Consider the following 18,890-nt stretch of genomic DNA (forward strand, 5'->3'; position numbering starts at 1 on the left):
ATCATAATTCCCCTAAAATTCTAAGTTTTTAAATTTATGCAGGCTGACAAAATAGATAACAATGCTGTATAAAAGGGTTAGTCCTACAACTGTCAGCAAGCCTATCCCCAGACCATTTGCCTCTGCAAAATCGGCATAGCCTACAGGAAAGAGCCAGTTAAGCCCTCCGATGATTCCTGACAAACTCATAAAGACATTGAAAATCAAAATAAGGGTAATCACTATTCCGTTGCTTAAATATAAAGATGCCAGACTGGACAGCATGACTACAAGGATATAGGCTAAAACAACACCAAGACTTGAAATAATGGAGTAGGTGAAATCATTACTCCAAAACTGAAGACTGCCGTAGGACAGATGGGCTACACGTGTATAATAGGTAAACAGGGCCGCTAAAAAGTAAATGCCGCAATACAGCAAGACAACAGTTATAAGGCTGAGAATTTTTGAGAGAAATATTTTTCTTTTATCAATGTCCTTGTATAAAAAAAGAATATGCGCCGAAATCTCTGTCCGAAAAACACTGATGGCCAAAAAAGCCAGTGCCAAAGACGAAATAATGGAATTAAATTGCAGATTAAATTGACCGTAAAAGAAATCAAAAAAGGCAATTTTGCTGCCGGCAGGCCCAGAGAAAGAAAACATCTTCGTTTTCAGAAAAGTTGACAGAAAGTAAAGAAGAGGTGTCAGACTGAGTACTAAAAATACCTTTACTTCTCTGCGATTAAGAACTGAACGTAAAACGGGATAGAAAATCGACATACTTATTCCTCACTTCCAAAAAAATCGCTAAGATGATTTTCCTTGACAGTCATTCTTTCAATGACTTGTTTGCTGGATAAAAGGAACCATATCTGATTCAGCAGTTCAGCATCCAAATCCGTTGGAATTTCTATTGTGAGATTATCTTCCACTTTTATAAAAGCAGGTAAATCAAGATTTTTGGCTGCTGCTCTTACATGGACAATAACACTTGGAGCCTGTTGTTTTTCAAATTCTTCAGCGAGATGGCCATTCTCAATAAAAACATAACGGTTGCACAAGGCTTCCAGTTCTCCCAACTGATGACTGGAAATAATCATCGAGATATTACGTTCCTTGGACCACCTTTTCAAAATATCAATCAGCTGCCTTACCCCGATAGGGTCCAAACCGACAAACGGCTCATCCAGCAAAAGAAACTCCGGTTCTGCAACTAAGGCAATAGCCAGAGCAGTACGCTGTTTCATTCCAAAAGAAAATCCTTTAGGCTTGCGATGGCGTGCCTTCCAGAGATCAACCAACTTTAAAATAGTTTCTATATTCTCGTAATGCTGTTTTTTTCCATGCAGGTCTAAATAGAATTTTAAATTGTCTGCCACAGTCATTTCTGGATAAAAAACAGGGTCAATCATTATGCCAAAATCCTCAAGAGCATTTGAACGTTGACTGATATCTTTACCTAGATACATTATCCGTCCGCTGCTTGGTTTGATGGATTTGGCAATTAATTTGAGCAGGGTAGATTTTCCGGCTCCGTTTTTTCCGATTAAACCAACGATATCTCCTCGATTGACCGTTAAACTCACATCTTGAAGTGAATAAAAATCGTTTCCCTTAAATTGTTTGGATAAATTTTCGATCTTGAGCATTTGTATTTTTTCTCCTATTTTTTGCATGATGTTTGAAATACTTCCAGTCAAAATTCAATTTGTTCAAATTTTTTAAGTCCCAAAGCATACGCTGCTACTATATAAACAGAGCTAACCAGACACATCAGGATTAGCGCAAAAAGAAAATGCATTCCTGTTCCCACATACCCTGTTGGGAAGAAATATCTTCCGAGCGGTAACTGCGGAGCTACATTTGCTAATAACATAAAGAACAAACCTGCTAAAACTGAGATGGAATTGTTGTAGCGGCTGGATAAAACTGAGACCAGCAAAATAACAATCACATAAATAATCAGCCGTGACAAAATAGTCAGTAAACTCATCTGAATAATAGACCAATTGTCAGGGAAAAGATGCCCTGATATATAAGTTTGAGAAAGCATCAAAGTATAGTAAGATAAAAGCGAAACTAAAAAAGTTAGTCCGGTAAAAATACCTAAGATTTTGATGAGACTCCAAACCTTTGCCTTAAAAATCAGTTTTTTGTCCAAATCTTTATATAAAAATAAAATACCCGAATGGATTTCAGTATAAAAAACGGTAGTAACAGCATAGGCTAACAATAAGATTGGTATCGCTAGCTGCCACTGGGTCTGAACATTAATAGACCAATACTCTAAAAAACTCAGTTTTCTTCCATGAGTCATACCTTTTAGTCCTGACTGAAACAGACTGACTGCCGACGCTAATAAGGGATAGAGAGAACAAAATAAGAACGCTGCTATTTCCCTGCGTTTTAGTATTGATTTATAAATTGGTGTAAAAACGTGTTTCATTTTTTTCCTCTTTTGATTTTATACTTTTTGATATTCCTATTATAAAAAAAGACAAATAATAAGACCATGACATTTATGTCATGGCACTTTATCACGACTATAAACTGATTATTGCAAGCTATCTATTACTCTGTCATTACATAAAAATAGAGCACACACCTGACATCGCTTAGGGCTGCTGGATTCCTCCCCTGACCCGCTTCACGCGCAGATGTTGCTCCAAAAATATTATAACATAGATTGAGAAAACTGCCAACTTAAGACTTTCGTCTTTGCCTAAAAAAGTCCTGCATAATTCTGGCACAGTCTTCTTCGAGGATTCCTGTTTCCACCTGTACACGGTGGTTGAGACGCTCATCGGTTAGAATGTCATAGAGGCTGCCGGCGCCGCCAAATTTTTTATTGGCAGCTCCGTAGATGACCTGCGGAATACGGGCAAGACCGATAGCACCGCTGCACATGACACAGGGCTCAATCGTTACAAAAAGCGCCGTATCCAGCAAACGCCAGCTGTTCTCATGCTTATTGGCCTCTGTGATAGCCATGATTTCGGCATGCATAATCGCCTGGCTTAACTCCTCGCGTGCATTGTGCCCGCGGCCGATGATTTGACCGTCCTTAACAATGACACAGCCGATAGGGATTTCTTCTTTGGCCAATGATTTTTGGGCTTCTTTCAGGGCTTCTGCCATGAAAAATTCTTTTTCTTCCTGAGTGAAGTCGGCCATCAGCACTCACCGATTTCCCATGATTTATGAGGCTCTGCCAATTCTACAGGAATGCCTTTTGAGTAAGTCTCAGTCTGGCTTCTGAGAACTTCCAAGTGATTGTCTGGGGCAATCTCTGCCGGCGGCAGCGGCGGCATATGGGTCAGAACTAAGCGTTTTACAGCAGCCGCACTGGCAATTTGTCCTGCTTCCTTTGTGGTCAAATGGGCTATGTGATTTTCATTGCCTTCATAAAGATAAACATCAGCTAAAAAGAGGTCAGCACCTGCAGCAAATGTATCCAAGCCATCAAAATAGCCTGTATCACCAGTGAAAACAAAAACCTGCCCTGTTGCACGCTCAAGAATCCGAAAGGCATAACAAGGCACAGGGTGCACCGTCTTGATGAACGTGATGTCAAAGGGTCCGATGTGCTCAGTGCCCTTAACGTCATAAGCAATCCCTTGAGAAACGCCATCAAGGGTCAGTTTGCTAAACTCATAACTGTCCTCATCATGGCCATAGATAGGCAAGACTTTAGGCTCCCACAGATGCTTGGGATAGAGCTGAAAATAGTGCCGCAAAACACCCAAATCAGCTACGTGGTCAGGGTGATAGTGGGAAATGATAACCGCATCCAAATCCAGCGGACTGATTTCTTTTTCCAGTTCATTGAGAGCACGGCTGCCGCAGTCGATTAGCAGCTGAAAACCATCCTGTCCCGTCAAGAGATAAGAGGTCGTACCGCCGTCTTTGTAAGGGTAAGCTCCCCAGCAGCCTAGGGTTGTTAACTTCATAAAAAACACCTTCTTTATTTCCTGTTTGCTTTATTATAGCAAATTTCCTGCGACAACTAAACAAAGGCCTGCTTCAAAGAGTATCTCTGAGACAGACCCTGTAAGTATTTATCTAAAGTAATTAAGCATTAAAAGTCCTATAACGACGGTATAGATGACCATAAAAACCCACTTGAGACGGGCAACAATAGCAATAAATTCTCGGATAAAAGCGCTGGGAATATAATAAGCAGCAGTCGAGCAGCCCAAGCCATCTCCAGCCATATGCAGCTGACGGGCATAGACACTGGTCCGAAAAACATGATAGGCATTGGTGACAAAGAGAAAGCGAGGACGGCTCATCTCTTTTTCGGCCAACTCTTTTGAAAACAAGAGATTTTGATAGGTTGAACGCGACTGCTCTTCCAAAAGAACTTTATCGCCGGGAATATCTCCTTGCTGCTGGATATAGGCAGCAATGGCCTTGGCTTCTGAAATCTTTTCGTCAGCTCCCTGACCCCCGCTTGCAATCAGCTTAACCTGGGGGTTGCTGGATTTGCGAAAGGCCTCAAGCGCCTTATCAATCCGCTTTTGCAGCAAGGGCGTTACTTCTTTGCCCTTCATCAGTCCTGCACCATGGATAATAATGAAGTCATAGTGCTTATTTTTAGGAATGATGAGATACAAAAGGGAATACAGCATAAAAGCAAGAAAGGACATGCCAAAAAGTAAAAAAGTAAATACTATAAGAAAGTAAATAAGGTAGAAAAAACTATTTTGCGGCAGATTTGTCAAAAAGGCTGAGCTCAGGTAAACGAAAAGAAAGAAGCCTACAATAGCAAGTCCCAGAAAAAGGGATAAAAAATTAGTTTTTGACCGGCCCTCTTTTTTCAAAAGAACAAAACCGTTGTAAATGAGAAATAAGCCGCCAAAAAAGATAAAGGCGGGAACCATCAGAAATCCCAGAACAAAGATTAAATAAGCAGCTGTATAGCCCTGACGGTAGAAAAAACTGACAGCCGTAACATAGGCAAAAAGCAAAAAGATAATTAAAAGAACGGGATTAATCAGACTGCGGGCATCGTGATGTATGGAGATGGCCAGCAAAATAAAAAGTATCAGTGTAATGGCTTCTAACATCGCTTCTCCTTAAAAGTCTTCTGCAAAAATCACATGCAATACCAACAGACGATTAAGGTAAGCAGGATTAAATCACAAAGCATAAAAATCAAAATTAAGTATTTTAAGCAATCGGCCTTTGTCATCAATTATTCCTCCTTGGCTGTTAGATTCGGGGCTAAATCATCAGCACCCCTTAGCGGTCACCTTTATTTTACTGGAAAAATCATAAACCAAACTTACACTTTTGTAAGCTGGCAGGCTGTGCTAAACAGTTCATCAGAAAATCAAAACTGGCTGCAAAGACTGATGACGAGTTCTCAGGGATTTTGGCGGATAACTAAAAAGACCGGAGCAGCTCCCGCAAATGGGATTTTGCTCCAGCCAAAACAGTCAGCTTTTGCTTCTATAGGATAGCTTTTTGATGGTGTTTTAGAAATTGCGTTTAGATTTATTATAGCCATAACGTTCGATAAAATCTTCACGGAATTCCAGCAAATTGTCATCCATGATGGCCTGACGGACCTTTCGCATCAGATTCAGAAGAAAATAGAGATTGTGATAACTGGTCAGACGCAGCCCAAAGGTCTCATCTGCCTTGAGCAGATGGCGAAGATAGGCGCGCGTGTAATTTTTGCAGGTATAGCAGTCACAATCGTGATCAAGCGGCGTAAAGTCTTCTGCATACTGGGCATTTTTAACAACCAGACGGCCTTCTGAGGTCATACAAGTTCCGTTTCTGGCAATGCGGGTTGGCAGAACACAGTCAAACATGTCAACACCGCGGATAACTCCGTCAATCAGACTATCAGGCGCACCGACACCCATCAGGTAGCGCGGCTTGTTTTCCGGCAGGAGAGGTGTTGTGAAGTCAAGCACAGCATTCATTTCTTCATGGCTTTCGCCAACAGCCAAACCGCCAATAGAATAGCCCGGAAAATCCATGGACACCAAGTCAGCTGCCGACTGGCGGCGAAGGTCCTCAAAACCAGCACCCTGAACGATACCAAAGAGGCCTTGGTCATGCGGACGACGGTGAGCTTTTAGACCACGTTCTGCCCAGCGGCTGGTCCGTTCAATAGAATTTTTAACATAATCGTAAGGCTGATAAAACTGAGGGCACTCATCAAAAGACATCATAATGTCAGAGCCCAGATTGTTTTGAATGGCAATAGCCTTCTCAGGTGACAGGAACATTTTGGCACCGTTGAGGTGGTTTTTAAAGGTCACCCCTTCTTCGGTGATGTTGCGGCTGTCAGCCAGCGAATAAACCTGAAAACCGCCGCTGTCAGTCAAAATAGGCTGATCCCAGTTCATAAACTGATGCAGTCCGCCAGCACGTGCGATTAGGTCATCACCCGGCCGCAGCCACAGATGGTAGGTATTAGCCAGAATGACGCCAGAACCCATTTCTTTTAATTCTTCAGGGGACTGTGTTTTAACAGTTGCCTGAGTTCCTACTGGCATAAACATAGGGGTCGGAAAAGTTCCGTGCGGTGTGATGATTTCCCCCAGACGTGCTCCCGTGTGCTTTTCTTTTTTAATTAAGCGGTATTGAATCGGCGAATCTGTCATGTCTTTTTTCTCTCCTTGCTGCCAAAATAGGTTTGGCCAGTTTAACCTTATCAATTTTATCAAAAAAGCCCTTGTTTGTCATTCACCGCCGCTTCGTTATCTGTATCAAAAATACCTTTGCTGTCTGGGCTATAAAACGGCAGGAGCATATAAATCTGCGGTTAAAGCACTGCCAAAAGAAGCAAAAGGATAACAAGCGAGCTGCAGCATCTGATGAGCCTGCAGGAGTATGGTTAAAACTAGAACAGCCAGTCGGTTTTATTTCCAGCTGCTGCATCTAAAGAAAATAAGAACCTGAGACAGTTTTGTCACAGGTTCCTAGCTTCATGTATTATTACAGCCAGCTCATTTAAGGATGGTTGACAGCAGAGCACTCCATTGCTGGATTGCTAATGATCAGAGGATAGCTCATCTATTTTATTGATTAGCCAACTTTTGATATTCAATCTTGATGCACCGGTTCATGACAATATCGTTGCGCCCTGCTGCACGCAGGATGGTTTCGGCTTCTTCGCTCTCTAAACCTAGCTGAGCCCAAAAGACACGAGCATCCGTTTCAATGAAATCACGGGCAACATCTGCTAAAAACTCGCTGCGGCGAAAAACATCAACAATGTCAACAGGCTCAGGAATATCCTGCAAGCTAGCATAAACCTTTTCACCCAAAATAGTGCTGCCGACGGCTCTTGGATTAACAGGAATAATCTTGTAGCCAGCCCTTTGCATCAGCTGAGAAACCTCATAAGCAGCTGTTTCTTCTCGAGCGGACAAACCTACTACTGCGATGGTTTTAGCCTCTTTTAAATAATCAAAAATCACTTCTTGACTGGGATTTTGAAATTGATAGGTCATAAACAACCTCCTCATCTATTTTTGACAATACCTTATTTAGCTTCATACCAGGTCTGACCGGCATTTTCATCAGCTACCAGCGGTACAGACAGCTCAATCGCCGATTCCATGGTTTCCTTGACCAGCTGCTTAACAGCCTGTAGTTCTTTGTTGGGAACTTCAAGGACGATTTCGTCATGTACCTGCAGCAGCATGCGCGCTTGGTAATTCCCTTGCGTCAAAGCCTTATCCAGATTAATCATGGCTACTTTGAGAATGTCTGCTGCACTCCCTTGAATCGGGGAATTAATGGCTGTGCGCTCGGCAAAGGAGCGAATATTGAAATTACGTGAATTGATGTCTGGCAATTCGCGCCGCCTGTGAAAGAGCGTTTCTACATATCCTTTATCACGCGCTTCTCTAACCACCCTGTCCATGTAATTTTTAATACCCGGATAGCGTTCAAAGTAGGTATCAATATAATTTTTGGCGGCCTTGCGGCTAATACCCAGATTATTAGCCAGACCAAAATCAGAAATACCATAAACCACGCCGAAATTAACTGCCTTGGCATTGCGGCGGTCATTAGGCGTTACATCTTCCGGCTTGTCAATGCCAAAGACACGCATAGCCGTTGAGGTATGGATATCTGCACCTTCTTTAAAGGCTGCTATCAAGTGTTCATCACCTGAAATGTGCGCCAAAACCCGCAGCTCAATCTGTGAGTAATCTGAACTGAGCAAAACGCTGTCCGGCCATTCCGGAACAAAGGCCTTGCGAATCAGCCGACCCTGCTCTAGGCGAACAGGTATGTTTTGCAGATTGGGATCGACACTGGATAACCGTCCGGTCTGTGTCAAATCCTGCAGGTAGCGCGTGTGAATTTTACCGTCAAAAGAAATGGCTTCCTGCAAACCAATGATATAGGTTGATTGGAGTTTGGCAATCTGACGGTACTCCAAAATTTTGGCTACGATTGGTGAGCGATGAGCCAGACGTTCCAGAACATCAACGGCCGTCGAATAGCCGGTCTTTGTTTTTTTGGTGGCCGACAGGGGCAGGCCCAATTTTTCAAAGAGAATGACTCCCAGCTGTTTGGGCGAGTTAATATTGAACTCCTCTCCCGCCAAAGCATAGATTTCCTGCGTTAGGGCTTCTAGTTCAATCTCATTGCTGCGCTCCATGTCTTTGAGCGTTTCTTCCTTGATGGAAATGCCCGCAATTTCCATTTTAGCAAGGACATTAGCCAAGGGCAGCTCCATTTCAAAAAGCAGGCTTAGCTGATCATTGTCAGAGAGTTTCTTGCGCATGGGCTCTTCGCTGGCAATCAGGACACTGACTTTTTTGGCTAAATGGCTGAGCAGGACATCTTTGTCAGGAACAGCCCGTTTGGCACCTTTTCCGTAAACTTCTTCATCAGTCGCCAGCGGCAGGTCTGTATAGAGTCTGGCAATGGTCGAAGTGTTGTTGTTTTCAACAGTGGACAGCAGATACTTAGCCAAGCGGCTGTCAAAGCTGGCTGTCGGCAGATCAATTCCCAAATGGCTGAGCAAGACCTTGCTGCGCTTGAAATCATAGGTCTTAATGGGTTTAGCCAGAGCCTTTTTGAACAGGTCATCATTCAGCAGACTGACATCAGTGCTGGCATAGATAGCCTGACTGTTGCCCCAGGCAAAGCCAATCATGTCTTCGGTATGATAGTTGTCATTTAAAATTTCAAAATAAAAGAACTGATCCTCGGCAAACATGTCGGGTTTAAGCCGGCTAACCTCTGTATAATGAGCTTCAAAGGTCTTAGCATCAGGCGATGACCCCAGCTGCGAGCGGAACTGCCTAAAGTCCATCTCATCATAAAATTTAGCCAGGCTGTCAAATTCGGGACCTGAATAAACAATATCATCTAAACCGATGGTAATGGGCGCCTGAACATCAATAGTCGCTAAGGTTTTTGATAAGAAGGCCTTTTCCTTATCATTAACCAGATTTTCTTTCATTTTGGAAGCCTTGAAGCTGTCCAAATTGGCATAGATAGCCTCTAGGCTGCCGTGTTCATGCAGGAGCTTCAGACCGGTCTTCTCGCCAATCTTGGTGACACCCGGAATATTGTCAGACTTATCTCCCATGAGCGCCTTAAGGTCAATAAACTGCTTGGGCGTCAGCCCCATTTTTTTCATGAGATAGGCTGGCGTGAACTCTTCAAATTCGGCAACGCCCCTTTTAGAAATTTCAACGGTCGTGTTGCTGTCAGCCAGCTGAATCAGGTCTCTGTCCCCGCTGACAATCGTTACTTCGTACTCATCTTCATTTTCTGCCAGTTTATCCAGCGTCCCAATAATATCATCGGCCTCATAATTGTCCAAATCGTAAAAAGGCACACCGAGCGCCGTCAGCATTTCACGGATATAGGGCAGCTGCTCACGAAATTCTGTTGGCGTCTTATCGCGTCCGGCCTTGTAATCCGTAAACATCTCTGTCCTAAAAGTCGTTTTGCCGGCGTCAAAGGCCACCAAAACATGGGTCGGCTCTACCCGCTTTATCATGTGATCCAGCATCAGATGGAATCCATAAATCGCATTGGTATGAAGCCCCGCAGGATTTTTAAAGCGGTCAATTTGATTGTAAAGTGCAAAAAAAGCACGGTAGGCAACGGAAGAACCGTCAATCAACAGTAATTTTTTCTTGTTTGTCATAGGTCTATTGTAACATAATTCTCCCTGTTTAAAAGTTTAAAACTCACTGTCTGAAGCTGTCCTACCCATAAAAACAACACCGAAAGATGTCAAACAAAAAACAGGAACACTTGATATGTCCTGTCTCATTTTTATAGTCAGTGTTTTCTTAAATAATGGTTGGAATCTCATCGTCATCGTCAAAGTCTTCCACTTTTTCTTCATTAGGGAAGGGCTTTTGCAGATGGCCCAAGATAAAACGTGAAACAGGTCCCACAAGCAGAAAATTTAAGGGAACTGCCATCACAAAGTTTGTCAGCCATGCCCTCAAATAAACCGGCAGTGTTAAAGCAACCTGATTAATCAGCAAGCCATATAAGGACATGAGAGAAACCATTCCCAGAATCATCAAGCCTGAGATTGTCAGGATTTTCTGCCAGCGTTTATGATGGTCTTTTAAAAAACTAAAGGCAGCCTTCTTGGCCAGCGGCCCTACTATCAAGGTATCTGCTAAAAAAGCAAGGACAAATCCGGGAATATACCCCAAAGCTAAGGCCTTCCAGCTAAAATGACCAGCCACTGTTAAATTATAGGCACTCATTCCCAGTACCATTAACCCGCACATCATGGTTGTAAAAAACATGGCTTCTTTAAAATTTCTTGGCATTACTCGCCTCCTTTTCGTATTCTAAAAACTAGCATATCATAATTTAAACAGCCGTGTAAGTTCTTTTTTGAAAATTTATTGAAAGTGCGGTTTCAAAAAAACCTATCAGAAATTCCCCTTAGCATTTGCCTTTAGGAATTTCCAATAGGTTTTTAAAATGTGCTGTTTTCTACAAGTGAGGATGCCTAATCCTTAAGATTTTTAATGCGGCTGGTAACACCTTTTAGGTTATAACACTCTGCATAGTCTCTGATTGGCCGCTTGATATGGTCAATAACATAACGCTTGCCATCAATATGATGGGCAGATAAGTTGGCATAGAGCTTTTCAATTTCTGCCTTTACGGCTGCATCATTAAAGGTATAGTGGCCAGCAATATCTAAAATTTCTTCAGACAGTTCCTTATCTGCTTTAATGTCTTCAACACTCAGATTAACCTGATCGCCAACCATCCATTTTCTCCAGCGCTGGCTCTCAATAGCTTTTACTAACAAGGTTTCACGAATTTTAGACGGCTCCTCAACCAAACCATATTCAACCAATTTAGCTTCAACTTTAGCCAGATTAAGATAAGCCCTGGTTTCTTCAGTACCGTACTGCGGTGCTACATTGGTTGCTGTAATAGCTGACGGTACATGCTCCAAGAGCGTAACATCATCAAGGTAATCCCCATTATGTTCTTTAAGACCAACACCGTATTTTTTGGCCATCTGAGCCAGATCATAGGCATTTTTAAAATTAAAATGTCCGACTTGCTCCGTCTTTCGTGTCAGGGTTCCTGTCTGACCGACGATAAAGGTCGGCATGGGCAGACCGCGGTTGCCCAGCTCTGATTGCAGCTGTTTGATGAAGGTTTCATAAGTTTCAGTAGAAGTGAGACCGCCATTGGTTTCTTCAGTACCGACTTCATAACCAATTTCAGGCAGGTTGCGTTTTTTACGTTCATTCTCACAGAATTCAATCAGCTCAACCGTACGCTCTAAAACCGTGTCAAGAGGGATAACCTTGCCGATTTCAAAAGGATCCTTGGTTGGATCGATCATGAGCAAGTCAAAGCCTGCTTCAATATCTCCCACATAGGACTGTTCTCCCAGTTTCATGGCTTCATCTGTCGGTAAGTGGCTGTTGCGTTCCTTGTCCCGTTGCCAAGGACCGCCGTGATCGCGGCAGAGATAGTAAAGATTGTCATAATGAATGTCTTCTGCGACCTCTTTGACTGCCTCAGCAAAGGTGAATTGGTTCCAGCCATTAACATAACCGCCGCCAAGTTCATCCAGATCGACCTGATTGCGGCTGGCAATAAACATGACAGGATAGTCGTCTTCCTGAGAAAGCTCTAAAGCTGCCTGAACGCAGTTTTTAGACATGGGACCAATTCCTAAGAGTGTGGCACTTTCACCAGTTTTTTGCAGTTCTAAGAGTCCTTGGACAGTCTCTTTAATAGAAAGTTTTGTCATGATTTTCCTCCTTTAATTATGTTTATTCTTCAATATCTGGTTTTGTAAAGTGTAAGATAGCGACTGAAATCAAAGTACCAATCAGCATGGCGATGACATACCAGAGCTTTCCGTTAACCACAGGCAAAATAATCAAGCCGCCGTGCGGAACCAGAGCCTCAACATTATTAATCATCCCAAGCGCTCCGCCAACAGCACTGCCGATAATAATAGCAGGCAGCACACGTTTCATATCTTTTACCGCAAAAGGAATAGCACCTTCAGTAATGCCAATCAGACCCATAAAGAAGGCAGACAATCCCAAATCACGGTCTTCCTTGCTGTACTTCTTGCGATCAATAAAAGTGGAAATGGCCACAGCCAAAGGCGGAATAGCTACAGCAATCCGGTGGGCACCATTAGGCGAGTAGATCCCTTCCGCCATCAAGGCTAAGGTAAAGGCTGTTGCTGTTTTATTGATGGGGCCGCCCATGTCCACTGCTGTCATTGCACCGATAATCAAGCCCAAAACAATGGCGCTGCCTCCCTGCAGCTCACCCAGTGTTTTCACCAGCCAATCCATTACAAGACCGATAGGTACGGCAATGATATAAATATAGATCATTCCCAAAACAAAGGTTGTTATGATCGGAACAATCAAAATAGGCATCAAGGTTCTGACTAGCTGCGGTGTCTCCCAGCTCTTAGTCCATTTAACAAAATAACCTGTCAGCACCCCTAGCAGCATGGCACCCAGAAAACCTGTTTTGACCTGATCAGCACCAATAGGATTATTAGCAATATAGCCCAAAATCATAGCTGGCGCCAAGGCTGGCTTACCGGAAATGGAATAAGCAATATAGCCAGCCAGAAGCGGAATCATCATCGCAAAGCCGGCAGTTCCCAAATCGTTTAAGTTTTTCATGAACTGATTGGTGATTTCCATGCCCTTATCAGTCGGCTTTCCGGTGGACAGCGCAATTGCCAGAAAAACACCGCCGACGACAACTGAAGGCAGCATGTAAGAAACCCCAGTGTTGAAAGCTTTTTGCAAGTCTTTCCATATTTTTTTATTCATCATTTCACCCTCTTATTCTTATAGTGCTTCTGCCTGATCTAAAACTCTGGCTGGATTTTTAATAGCCTCTCCTGGGTCAACAGTGAGGACCTTCCCCTGTGCTCGTTTGTCATCAAAGCGCTCCTGTCCTTCAATCTCCACAGCAATGGCCAAAATCACCAGATCTGCTTCATCTACGGCTGCTTGTTCTAATTCGTTTTCAATTCCCATACCGCCTTGCGTTTCAACCTGATAGTCATAGCCGCGTTTTTCACATTCTTTTTCAATGGCTTCCTGAGCCATGTAAGTATGGGCAATGCCTGTCGGGCAGGCTGTCACTGCAACTATTTTCATCTGTAACCTCCTTAAATATCAATAGCATGCAATAGCTGAAATACTTGATCTTTATCTTGCTGCAAGAGCTCTTGTCTAAAGTGCTCATCCAGCAATTTTTTACTGACCTGCGAAATAAATTTTAAATGCAGTTTTTCAGTACCTGTTTCAGGAACACCAATCAGAAAAATCAGCTGAACTTTTTCATTATCTTCTTGGCTCCACCTAAATTTTTCCTTAGTGCGCAAAAAAGCGATAAAAGGCTTTTTAACAACATCGGTTTTCCCGTGCGGAATAGCAATGTCATAACCGATTGCAGTCGGGACTTCCGCCTCCCTTTTTAAAACGGCCTGAAAAAACAAGTCAGCATCGCTGACATAGCGGATAGCTTCAGCCGCCTTAGCAATCCATTTAATAATCTGATCTTTACCTGTCTGTTCACAATCAAGAAAAATCAGTTCTTGACGAATAATATCAGTCTTTTCCATAAACGATTTTTAAAACCTCCTTAACATCTTTCTCCTGCCTGAGCGTCTTTAATCTAGCCTCATCATTGATAATCTGGTAAATGCCGGCAATAATCGCTCGAGCCTCTTTCAAATCTTTTTGAGCAATGCCTATCATAAATACAGTATCTACATAATAAGTATTCCACTTATACTTTTTACAGTTTTTAATAAGGGCAACAAACGTTTTTAGCACATGAATTGGTTTGCCATGGGGAACTGCAACACCCAGAGGCAGATCTGTTCCGCCTAATTCTTCACGTTTTAAGACATCAAACTTAAAGTCGCCAGTCACCAGTTGCTTTTCTTCCAGATGCTTACCGACACTTAAAATAACATCTTTTTTTGACGCATATTGTTTATCAGTAAAAACTAGATGCGGCAAAATATAATGCTCAAGAACTTCCGGTGATTTGGACAAAATCTTATTTTGCTTCTTTTCTTCACTGAAAAGACTGATGAGTTCACTGTTGCTGATAAAAGGAGACACATAGAAGCTGTTGTCTGTCTGCTGCTTTAGCTTTACAGTGGTCAAAACAAAATCATATTGATGTAGGTTTAATTCTGCTGCCTCTGCCACAGAAGCAACTTCCAAGGTATCCAGTGAAGGCAGGGCATTTTTTATACGATTAATCAAAAGCTCTGAAGTGACAAGGCCTGTCGGACAGATCACCAAAATTTTCCGGCTGATTCCGGCCTTTTCAATAGCCAGTTGAAAATAAATGGTCAAAAAAGCTATTTCATCCTCATTGATATCAACCCCCAGCTCATCGCTGAAATCTGTCATGACCAACCATAAAATATTAAATACCACTGAATATTCCAACTTAATCTGCTCTGTAAAAGGATTTTTAACAAATGTATGCGAGCGCAGGCGCTGAAGCATGGCCGGAATGTGCATTTTCAGCTGCTCCAGCAGGTGCTGATCAGCTGAAAAATCAATCGTTAAAGCCTGCGATACCTCTTCGATCAAGCGCTCTACCAAACCATCATCAACATAAGCTGCTGGTATCGGTTCAAAGCGGTAATTGAGGAGCATGTAGGATAAATATTCAATATCACCGTTTGTATAGACAAAATCTAAGCGCACAGAAGCCTTATGCAGAATTTTTACTGCACTGTCAATGTAAAAAGCGTGCATTTTGCGATTCAGCAAACCCTCTTTTACAGATAAATGGTCTCCCTGTAAAAGCTGGTAGACTAAAGCAATAAGAACGCTCAGGAAACTCTGAACATATACCTCAGAAATGGTATTGATATTCTCCTTGATATAACTGTACAGAATATTTTCACAGACCTTAACGGCGTCCTTGGGATAGCAGCTTAATAGAATGTCAATATCATCTTCCAGCTGCGATTGGCTTAAAGATTGAGAATGCTCTATCAGAAGCTGATTGAAATTAAGCAGAACATTGAGTTTTTCTTCAGGATTTTTCCATACGGCTCTGGTTCCTTTATGATCACTAAGCAGATGAAAATCATTACCCTTGCTTAAAGTCTTTTCGATGAACTTAAAGTCTTGTTTGATGGACGTTTTACTGACAAAGTATTCCTCAGACAAGGCATTAAACGTTACTGTTTGATCTTTGAAAATCAACCGAATCATGACGGCGACCCTTCTTTGCAGGCCTTGATTTTCATCTTCTGCCGGTCTTTCATTCCCGTCTTTTTGATCAACAGCGATCCCCACGCCGCGCTTTCTGATAATGTTAAAACCAGAATTTTGAAGCGCTTTCATTTCTGTGTACACTGTTCGCTCAGAAATTCCCAATTTCGCAGCTAAATGGGCAGCCGTCTGAAATGACGGTTCCTGCTTAAGCAGACCCAGCAATTTTAACTGTCTTTTGGTGAGCATTTTCAAATCACCCCCTGACGCATCTATACCTATTATTCACATTGGATTGAAACATCTTGCAGCAAAAACACCCGTAAGGCAAGCAGGTAGAGCCATTAAAGCAATTAGAATTCACTGCAGCTGCTCTTGTGATAAATTCATTATAAACAATGGCCAACATCTCTGTAAATAACAAAAACCTGCAGGAAGTTCCTGCAGGTTTTAAGACTCTAAAAGGCTGTTGGTTCATCAGAATTTATACTAGATTAGACTAGGTATGAGCCGCAGACAGTACCGAACTGCGGCAGGGCGAAGTCAAGACCTGTGATTTTGACTGTCAAAGAGTATTGGCCGATAGACTTTTTCCTGTCGTCTCTTCGTAGTCTTTTGCCATGATTTCCCATGATTTTTCAATATCATCCGTCAGGGAGAACAAGCCGCTCTTGCCGACAATATAAATATCCGGCCCCGCCTCATCAATGCGTTTAAAGGTCTTGCGGCTGGATGAACCGTCCATTTCTATCAAGTAAGGGTAAGAGTGCTCATCTCTTAGATGTCTTAACTCAACAATTTTCTCCAAGGTTGATTCTAAGAATCGCTGCCCTGCAAAGCCCGGGTCAACTGTCATCACGGTGACCTTGTCCAGCAAGCCAATGTAAGGCAGAATAACACTTACCGGTGTTTCGGGATTAAGGACAACGCCTGCCTTTAATCCGGCCGCGTGGATCTGATCGATTAACCGAAAGGCTAAGCCATTAAGAGCTTCGGCATGCATGCAAATCCACTCGCACTTCATCTTTATCATCTCAGCCACCCAGAATGCTTGATCAGTAACCATGAGGTGGATGGACAGGGGCAGGCTGGAGAGCTTTCTGACTTCACCGATAAACCACGGTGACAGCGTAATATTGGGAACAAAATGTCCGTCCATAAGGTCGATATGATAGGAATGGGCATGCTGATTGAGGAAGGTGATTTCCTCCTTAAATTTGTCCAGATTCATACACATCAAGGAAGGTGATATTTCAGCTGCTGACATCTGTACTGCCTCGCTTTCTTATAAAATTTCAAAGTCATCCAGACTAATGTCTGCTTCGTCTTCCGGAGCGCTATCTGCCAGCTCTTCTTCAGAAACGGGCTTTTTAATCACGGCATAGACCAATCCGGTTACCAAAATATTGATCAGCAGACCGCAAATTCCAGCTAGGGGTCGCGACATGGTCGGAATCATTAGGATTCCGCCAAAAGGCACTGATGAGTCGGCTCCCATAGTCATGGAGACAGCGCCGCCCACTGCTCCTCCCAGTGCTGTTGCGATCAAGCCCGGTATCAGATTGTTCATGACAATGGGAATGACCCCTTCAACAATATTTACAATTCCCATAGGGACAGCAGATTTCAGCGTTTCAATTTCATCTCTGCTGTAGATATTCTTTCTCATCAATTTAGCAATAAAATAAGCTAAGCCAAATCCAACGGGAGTAGCCGTATTGACCAGCTGCAGAGCTGTCAGGGGTTCTTTGACCCCTTCTGCCTGAAGGGTTAAGACAAAGGCATAGACAGTCTTATTAAGCGGACCGCCAAAGTCAACGCCGCTCAGCACTCCGACAACACCGCCAAATACAATGCGGGACGAGGAACTAAGACCTTTCAAGAAAGTCGTCAGCCAGCTGGTAAAGGCACTGATTGGACCGCCAATCAGGTAAATCATAATCAAACTGCTGACAAAGGCGGTCACAAAAGGCACAATCAAGGTTGGCATCAGCCCCTTTGCCCAATGAGGAACTTTTAAATTTTTCAAAATGTAAAGGGCCAGAAATCCTGCAATATAACCGCCTAGAATACCGCCGATAAAACCAGCGCTGATGCTGTTAGCAATCAAACCGACAACAAAGCCCGGTGCAATCCCTGGTTTGCCAGCAACGGAGTAAGAAATCCCAGTCGCAATAACAACCGGTAACAGCCCCAGAGCCTTGCCGCCCATGGTTGCCATAGCATCCCAAAAGGAAAATTTTCCAATGATGAGGGCATCTTGAGACGCACCGCCCATAGCCATCCCAATAGCTACCAGAAAACCGGCGCCGCAGACGATGGGAATCAAATAGGAAATAGCCGTCAGCAAATGCCCCTTTAAATTAGCTTTTTTCAACAATTCTTTCATTTTATCCTCCTATAATGAAAATGCAGCCACAACAGCTTCTGGGCTTTCAGCCTGCAAGAGCCTTGCCACGACCTGATCATTGCCCAGCTTTTTGGCAAAAAGAGCCAGTAATTTGAGGTGTTCCTTAGCTGCCTCAGAATCAGAACCGACTGCAAAAAGAATCACTGCACGCACCCCTTTGCCGTCAAGACTCTCCCAAGGAATTTCCCGGTCATTAATCCCAATAGCTACCGCAGGGATTGTGACAGACGGGCTTTTCCCATGCGGAATAGCCACGAAATGGCCAATTCCTGTCTGGCCCTGAGCTTCGCGTTCGTAAACATCTTTAAGAAAGGCTTGCTGATCAGAGATTTTACCTTCCTGAAACAGCAGGCCGGACAAAGCCTGCAGTGCTTCTTCTTTAGTCTTTGCCGATAACTGAGTGTCAATCAATTTAACATCAATCGCATCCTTTGCTTCCATTAGCCATCCTTTCTACTGCTTAGCGGCTACTTCTGCCAGTTTGGCAATCAGTTTATTGGGTGATTTGATAGCGACTTCGGTCGGAACTTTGACCGTCTTTTTGCCAGCAAAGCGCTCTTCTCCGGAAATCTTGACATCAATCGCCAAAACGACAATATCAGCTCCTGCAATATCCTCAGCACTTAATTCATTCTCAATGCCGATAGTGCCCTGTGTTTCAATTTTAACGTCGTGCCCTGCTTTTTTAGCAGCGGCCTCTAATTTTTCCTGAGCAATGTAAGTATGGGCAATCCCGACTGTACATGCTGCTACTCCAACGATTTTCATAG

Annotated in this window: 19 protein-coding genes and 1 other RNA gene; all 20 read right to left on the reverse strand. The window is 43.1% G+C overall.

Annotated elements, in window-relative coordinates:
- Positions 1-12: 12 nt before the first annotated feature.
- The gene (locus BMI76_RS01280) at positions 13-762 is read right to left on the reverse strand and encodes a hypothetical protein (protein WP_075345823.1); all 750 of its coding nucleotides are present in this window, start codon (positions 760-762) and stop codon (positions 13-15) included.
- Between the two features lie 2 nt (positions 763-764).
- Positions 765-1,631, reverse strand: a complete 867-nt coding sequence (locus BMI76_RS01285; protein WP_075345824.1) for an ABC transporter ATP-binding protein — start codon at positions 1,629-1,631, stop codon at positions 765-767.
- 47 nt (positions 1,632-1,678) lie between these two features.
- Entirely contained in the window at positions 1,679-2,299 is a 621-nt protein-coding gene (locus tag BMI76_RS01290) for an amino acid transporter (RefSeq protein ID WP_257615228.1), read from the reverse strand.
- Between the two features lie 262 nt (positions 2,300-2,561).
- An RNA gene (ffs, locus tag BMI76_RS01295) (signal recognition particle sRNA small type) lies at positions 2,562-2,659 on the reverse strand.
- Positions 2,660-2,685: 26 nt separating this feature from the next.
- Entirely contained in the window at positions 2,686-3,156 is a 471-nt protein-coding gene (gene tadA, locus BMI76_RS01300) for a tRNA adenosine(34) deaminase TadA (protein WP_075345826.1), read from the reverse strand.
- Positions 3,156-3,932, reverse strand: a complete 777-nt coding sequence (locus tag BMI76_RS01305; protein ID WP_075345827.1) for an MBL fold metallo-hydrolase — start codon at positions 3,930-3,932, stop codon at positions 3,156-3,158. The genes tadA and BMI76_RS01305 overlap by 1 nt, the downstream gene beginning before the upstream one ends.
- Positions 3,933-4,040: 108 nt before the next feature.
- Positions 4,041-5,051 (reverse strand): ElyC/SanA/YdcF family protein, encoded by a 1,011-nt coding sequence (locus BMI76_RS01310; protein ID WP_075345828.1) that lies wholly within the window; start codon positions 5,049-5,051, stop codon positions 4,041-4,043.
- Between the two features lie 411 nt (positions 5,052-5,462).
- Entirely contained in the window at positions 5,463-6,605 is a 1,143-nt protein-coding gene (gene tgt / locus BMI76_RS01320) for a tRNA guanosine(34) transglycosylase Tgt (protein WP_075345830.1), read from the reverse strand.
- A gap of 417 nt (positions 6,606-7,022) precedes the next feature.
- Entirely contained in the window at positions 7,023-7,457 is a 435-nt protein-coding gene (locus tag BMI76_RS01330) for a CoA-binding protein (RefSeq protein ID WP_075345832.1), read from the reverse strand.
- 32 nt (positions 7,458-7,489) lie between these two features.
- Positions 7,490-10,126: a DNA polymerase I gene (gene polA / locus BMI76_RS01335; protein WP_075345833.1), complete on the reverse strand. Its 2,637-nt coding sequence runs from the start codon at positions 10,124-10,126 to the stop codon at positions 7,490-7,492.
- Positions 10,127-10,274: 148 nt separating this feature from the next.
- Positions 10,275-10,772: a DUF2798 domain-containing protein gene (locus tag BMI76_RS10845; RefSeq protein WP_075345834.1), complete on the reverse strand. Its 498-nt coding sequence runs from the start codon at positions 10,770-10,772 to the stop codon at positions 10,275-10,277.
- 185 nt (positions 10,773-10,957) lie between these two features.
- Positions 10,958-12,229, reverse strand: a complete 1,272-nt coding sequence (locus BMI76_RS01345) for a class II D-tagatose-bisphosphate aldolase non-catalytic subunit (RefSeq protein ID WP_075345835.1) — start codon at positions 12,227-12,229, stop codon at positions 10,958-10,960.
- Positions 12,230-12,251: 22 nt separating this feature from the next.
- Positions 12,252-13,289 (reverse strand): PTS fructose transporter subunit IIC, encoded by a 1,038-nt coding sequence (locus BMI76_RS01350; RefSeq protein WP_075345836.1) that lies wholly within the window; start codon positions 13,287-13,289, stop codon positions 12,252-12,254.
- A gap of 15 nt (positions 13,290-13,304) precedes the next feature.
- Positions 13,305-13,619, reverse strand: coding sequence for a PTS fructose transporter subunit IIB (locus BMI76_RS01355; RefSeq protein ID WP_075345837.1), 315 nt, complete (start codon positions 13,617-13,619; stop codon positions 13,305-13,307).
- Positions 13,620-13,630: 11 nt separating this feature from the next.
- Positions 13,631-14,086, reverse strand: a complete 456-nt coding sequence (locus tag BMI76_RS01360) for a PTS sugar transporter subunit IIA (protein ID WP_075345838.1) — start codon at positions 14,084-14,086, stop codon at positions 13,631-13,633.
- The gene (locus tag BMI76_RS01365; RefSeq protein ID WP_075345839.1) at positions 14,073-15,959 is read right to left on the reverse strand and encodes a transcription antiterminator; all 1,887 of its coding nucleotides are present in this window, start codon (positions 15,957-15,959) and stop codon (positions 14,073-14,075) included. The genes BMI76_RS01360 and BMI76_RS01365 overlap by 14 nt, the downstream gene beginning before the upstream one ends.
- 316 nt (positions 15,960-16,275) lie before the next feature.
- Complete coding sequence (gene alsE / locus BMI76_RS01370; RefSeq protein ID WP_075345840.1) at positions 16,276-16,977, reverse strand: D-allulose 6-phosphate 3-epimerase; 702 nt, start codon at positions 16,975-16,977, stop codon at positions 16,276-16,278.
- Between the two features lie 18 nt (positions 16,978-16,995).
- Positions 16,996-18,099, reverse strand: a complete 1,104-nt coding sequence (locus BMI76_RS01375) for a PTS fructose transporter subunit IIC (RefSeq protein ID WP_075345841.1) — start codon at positions 18,097-18,099, stop codon at positions 16,996-16,998.
- 9 nt (positions 18,100-18,108) lie between these two features.
- On the reverse strand, positions 18,109-18,561 hold the full coding sequence (locus tag BMI76_RS01380; protein WP_075345842.1) for a PTS sugar transporter subunit IIA: 453 nt from the start codon (positions 18,559-18,561) through the stop codon (positions 18,109-18,111).
- A gap of 12 nt (positions 18,562-18,573) precedes the next feature.
- On the reverse strand, positions 18,574-18,888 hold the full coding sequence (locus BMI76_RS01385) for a PTS fructose transporter subunit IIB (RefSeq protein ID WP_057490085.1): 315 nt from the start codon (positions 18,886-18,888) through the stop codon (positions 18,574-18,576).
- Between the last annotated feature and the right edge of the window lie 2 nt (positions 18,889-18,890).

The sequence above is a fragment of the Streptococcus sp. 'caviae' genome, assembly GCF_001937065.1.
Classification (GTDB): Bacteria; Bacillota; Bacilli; order Lactobacillales; family Streptococcaceae; genus Streptococcus.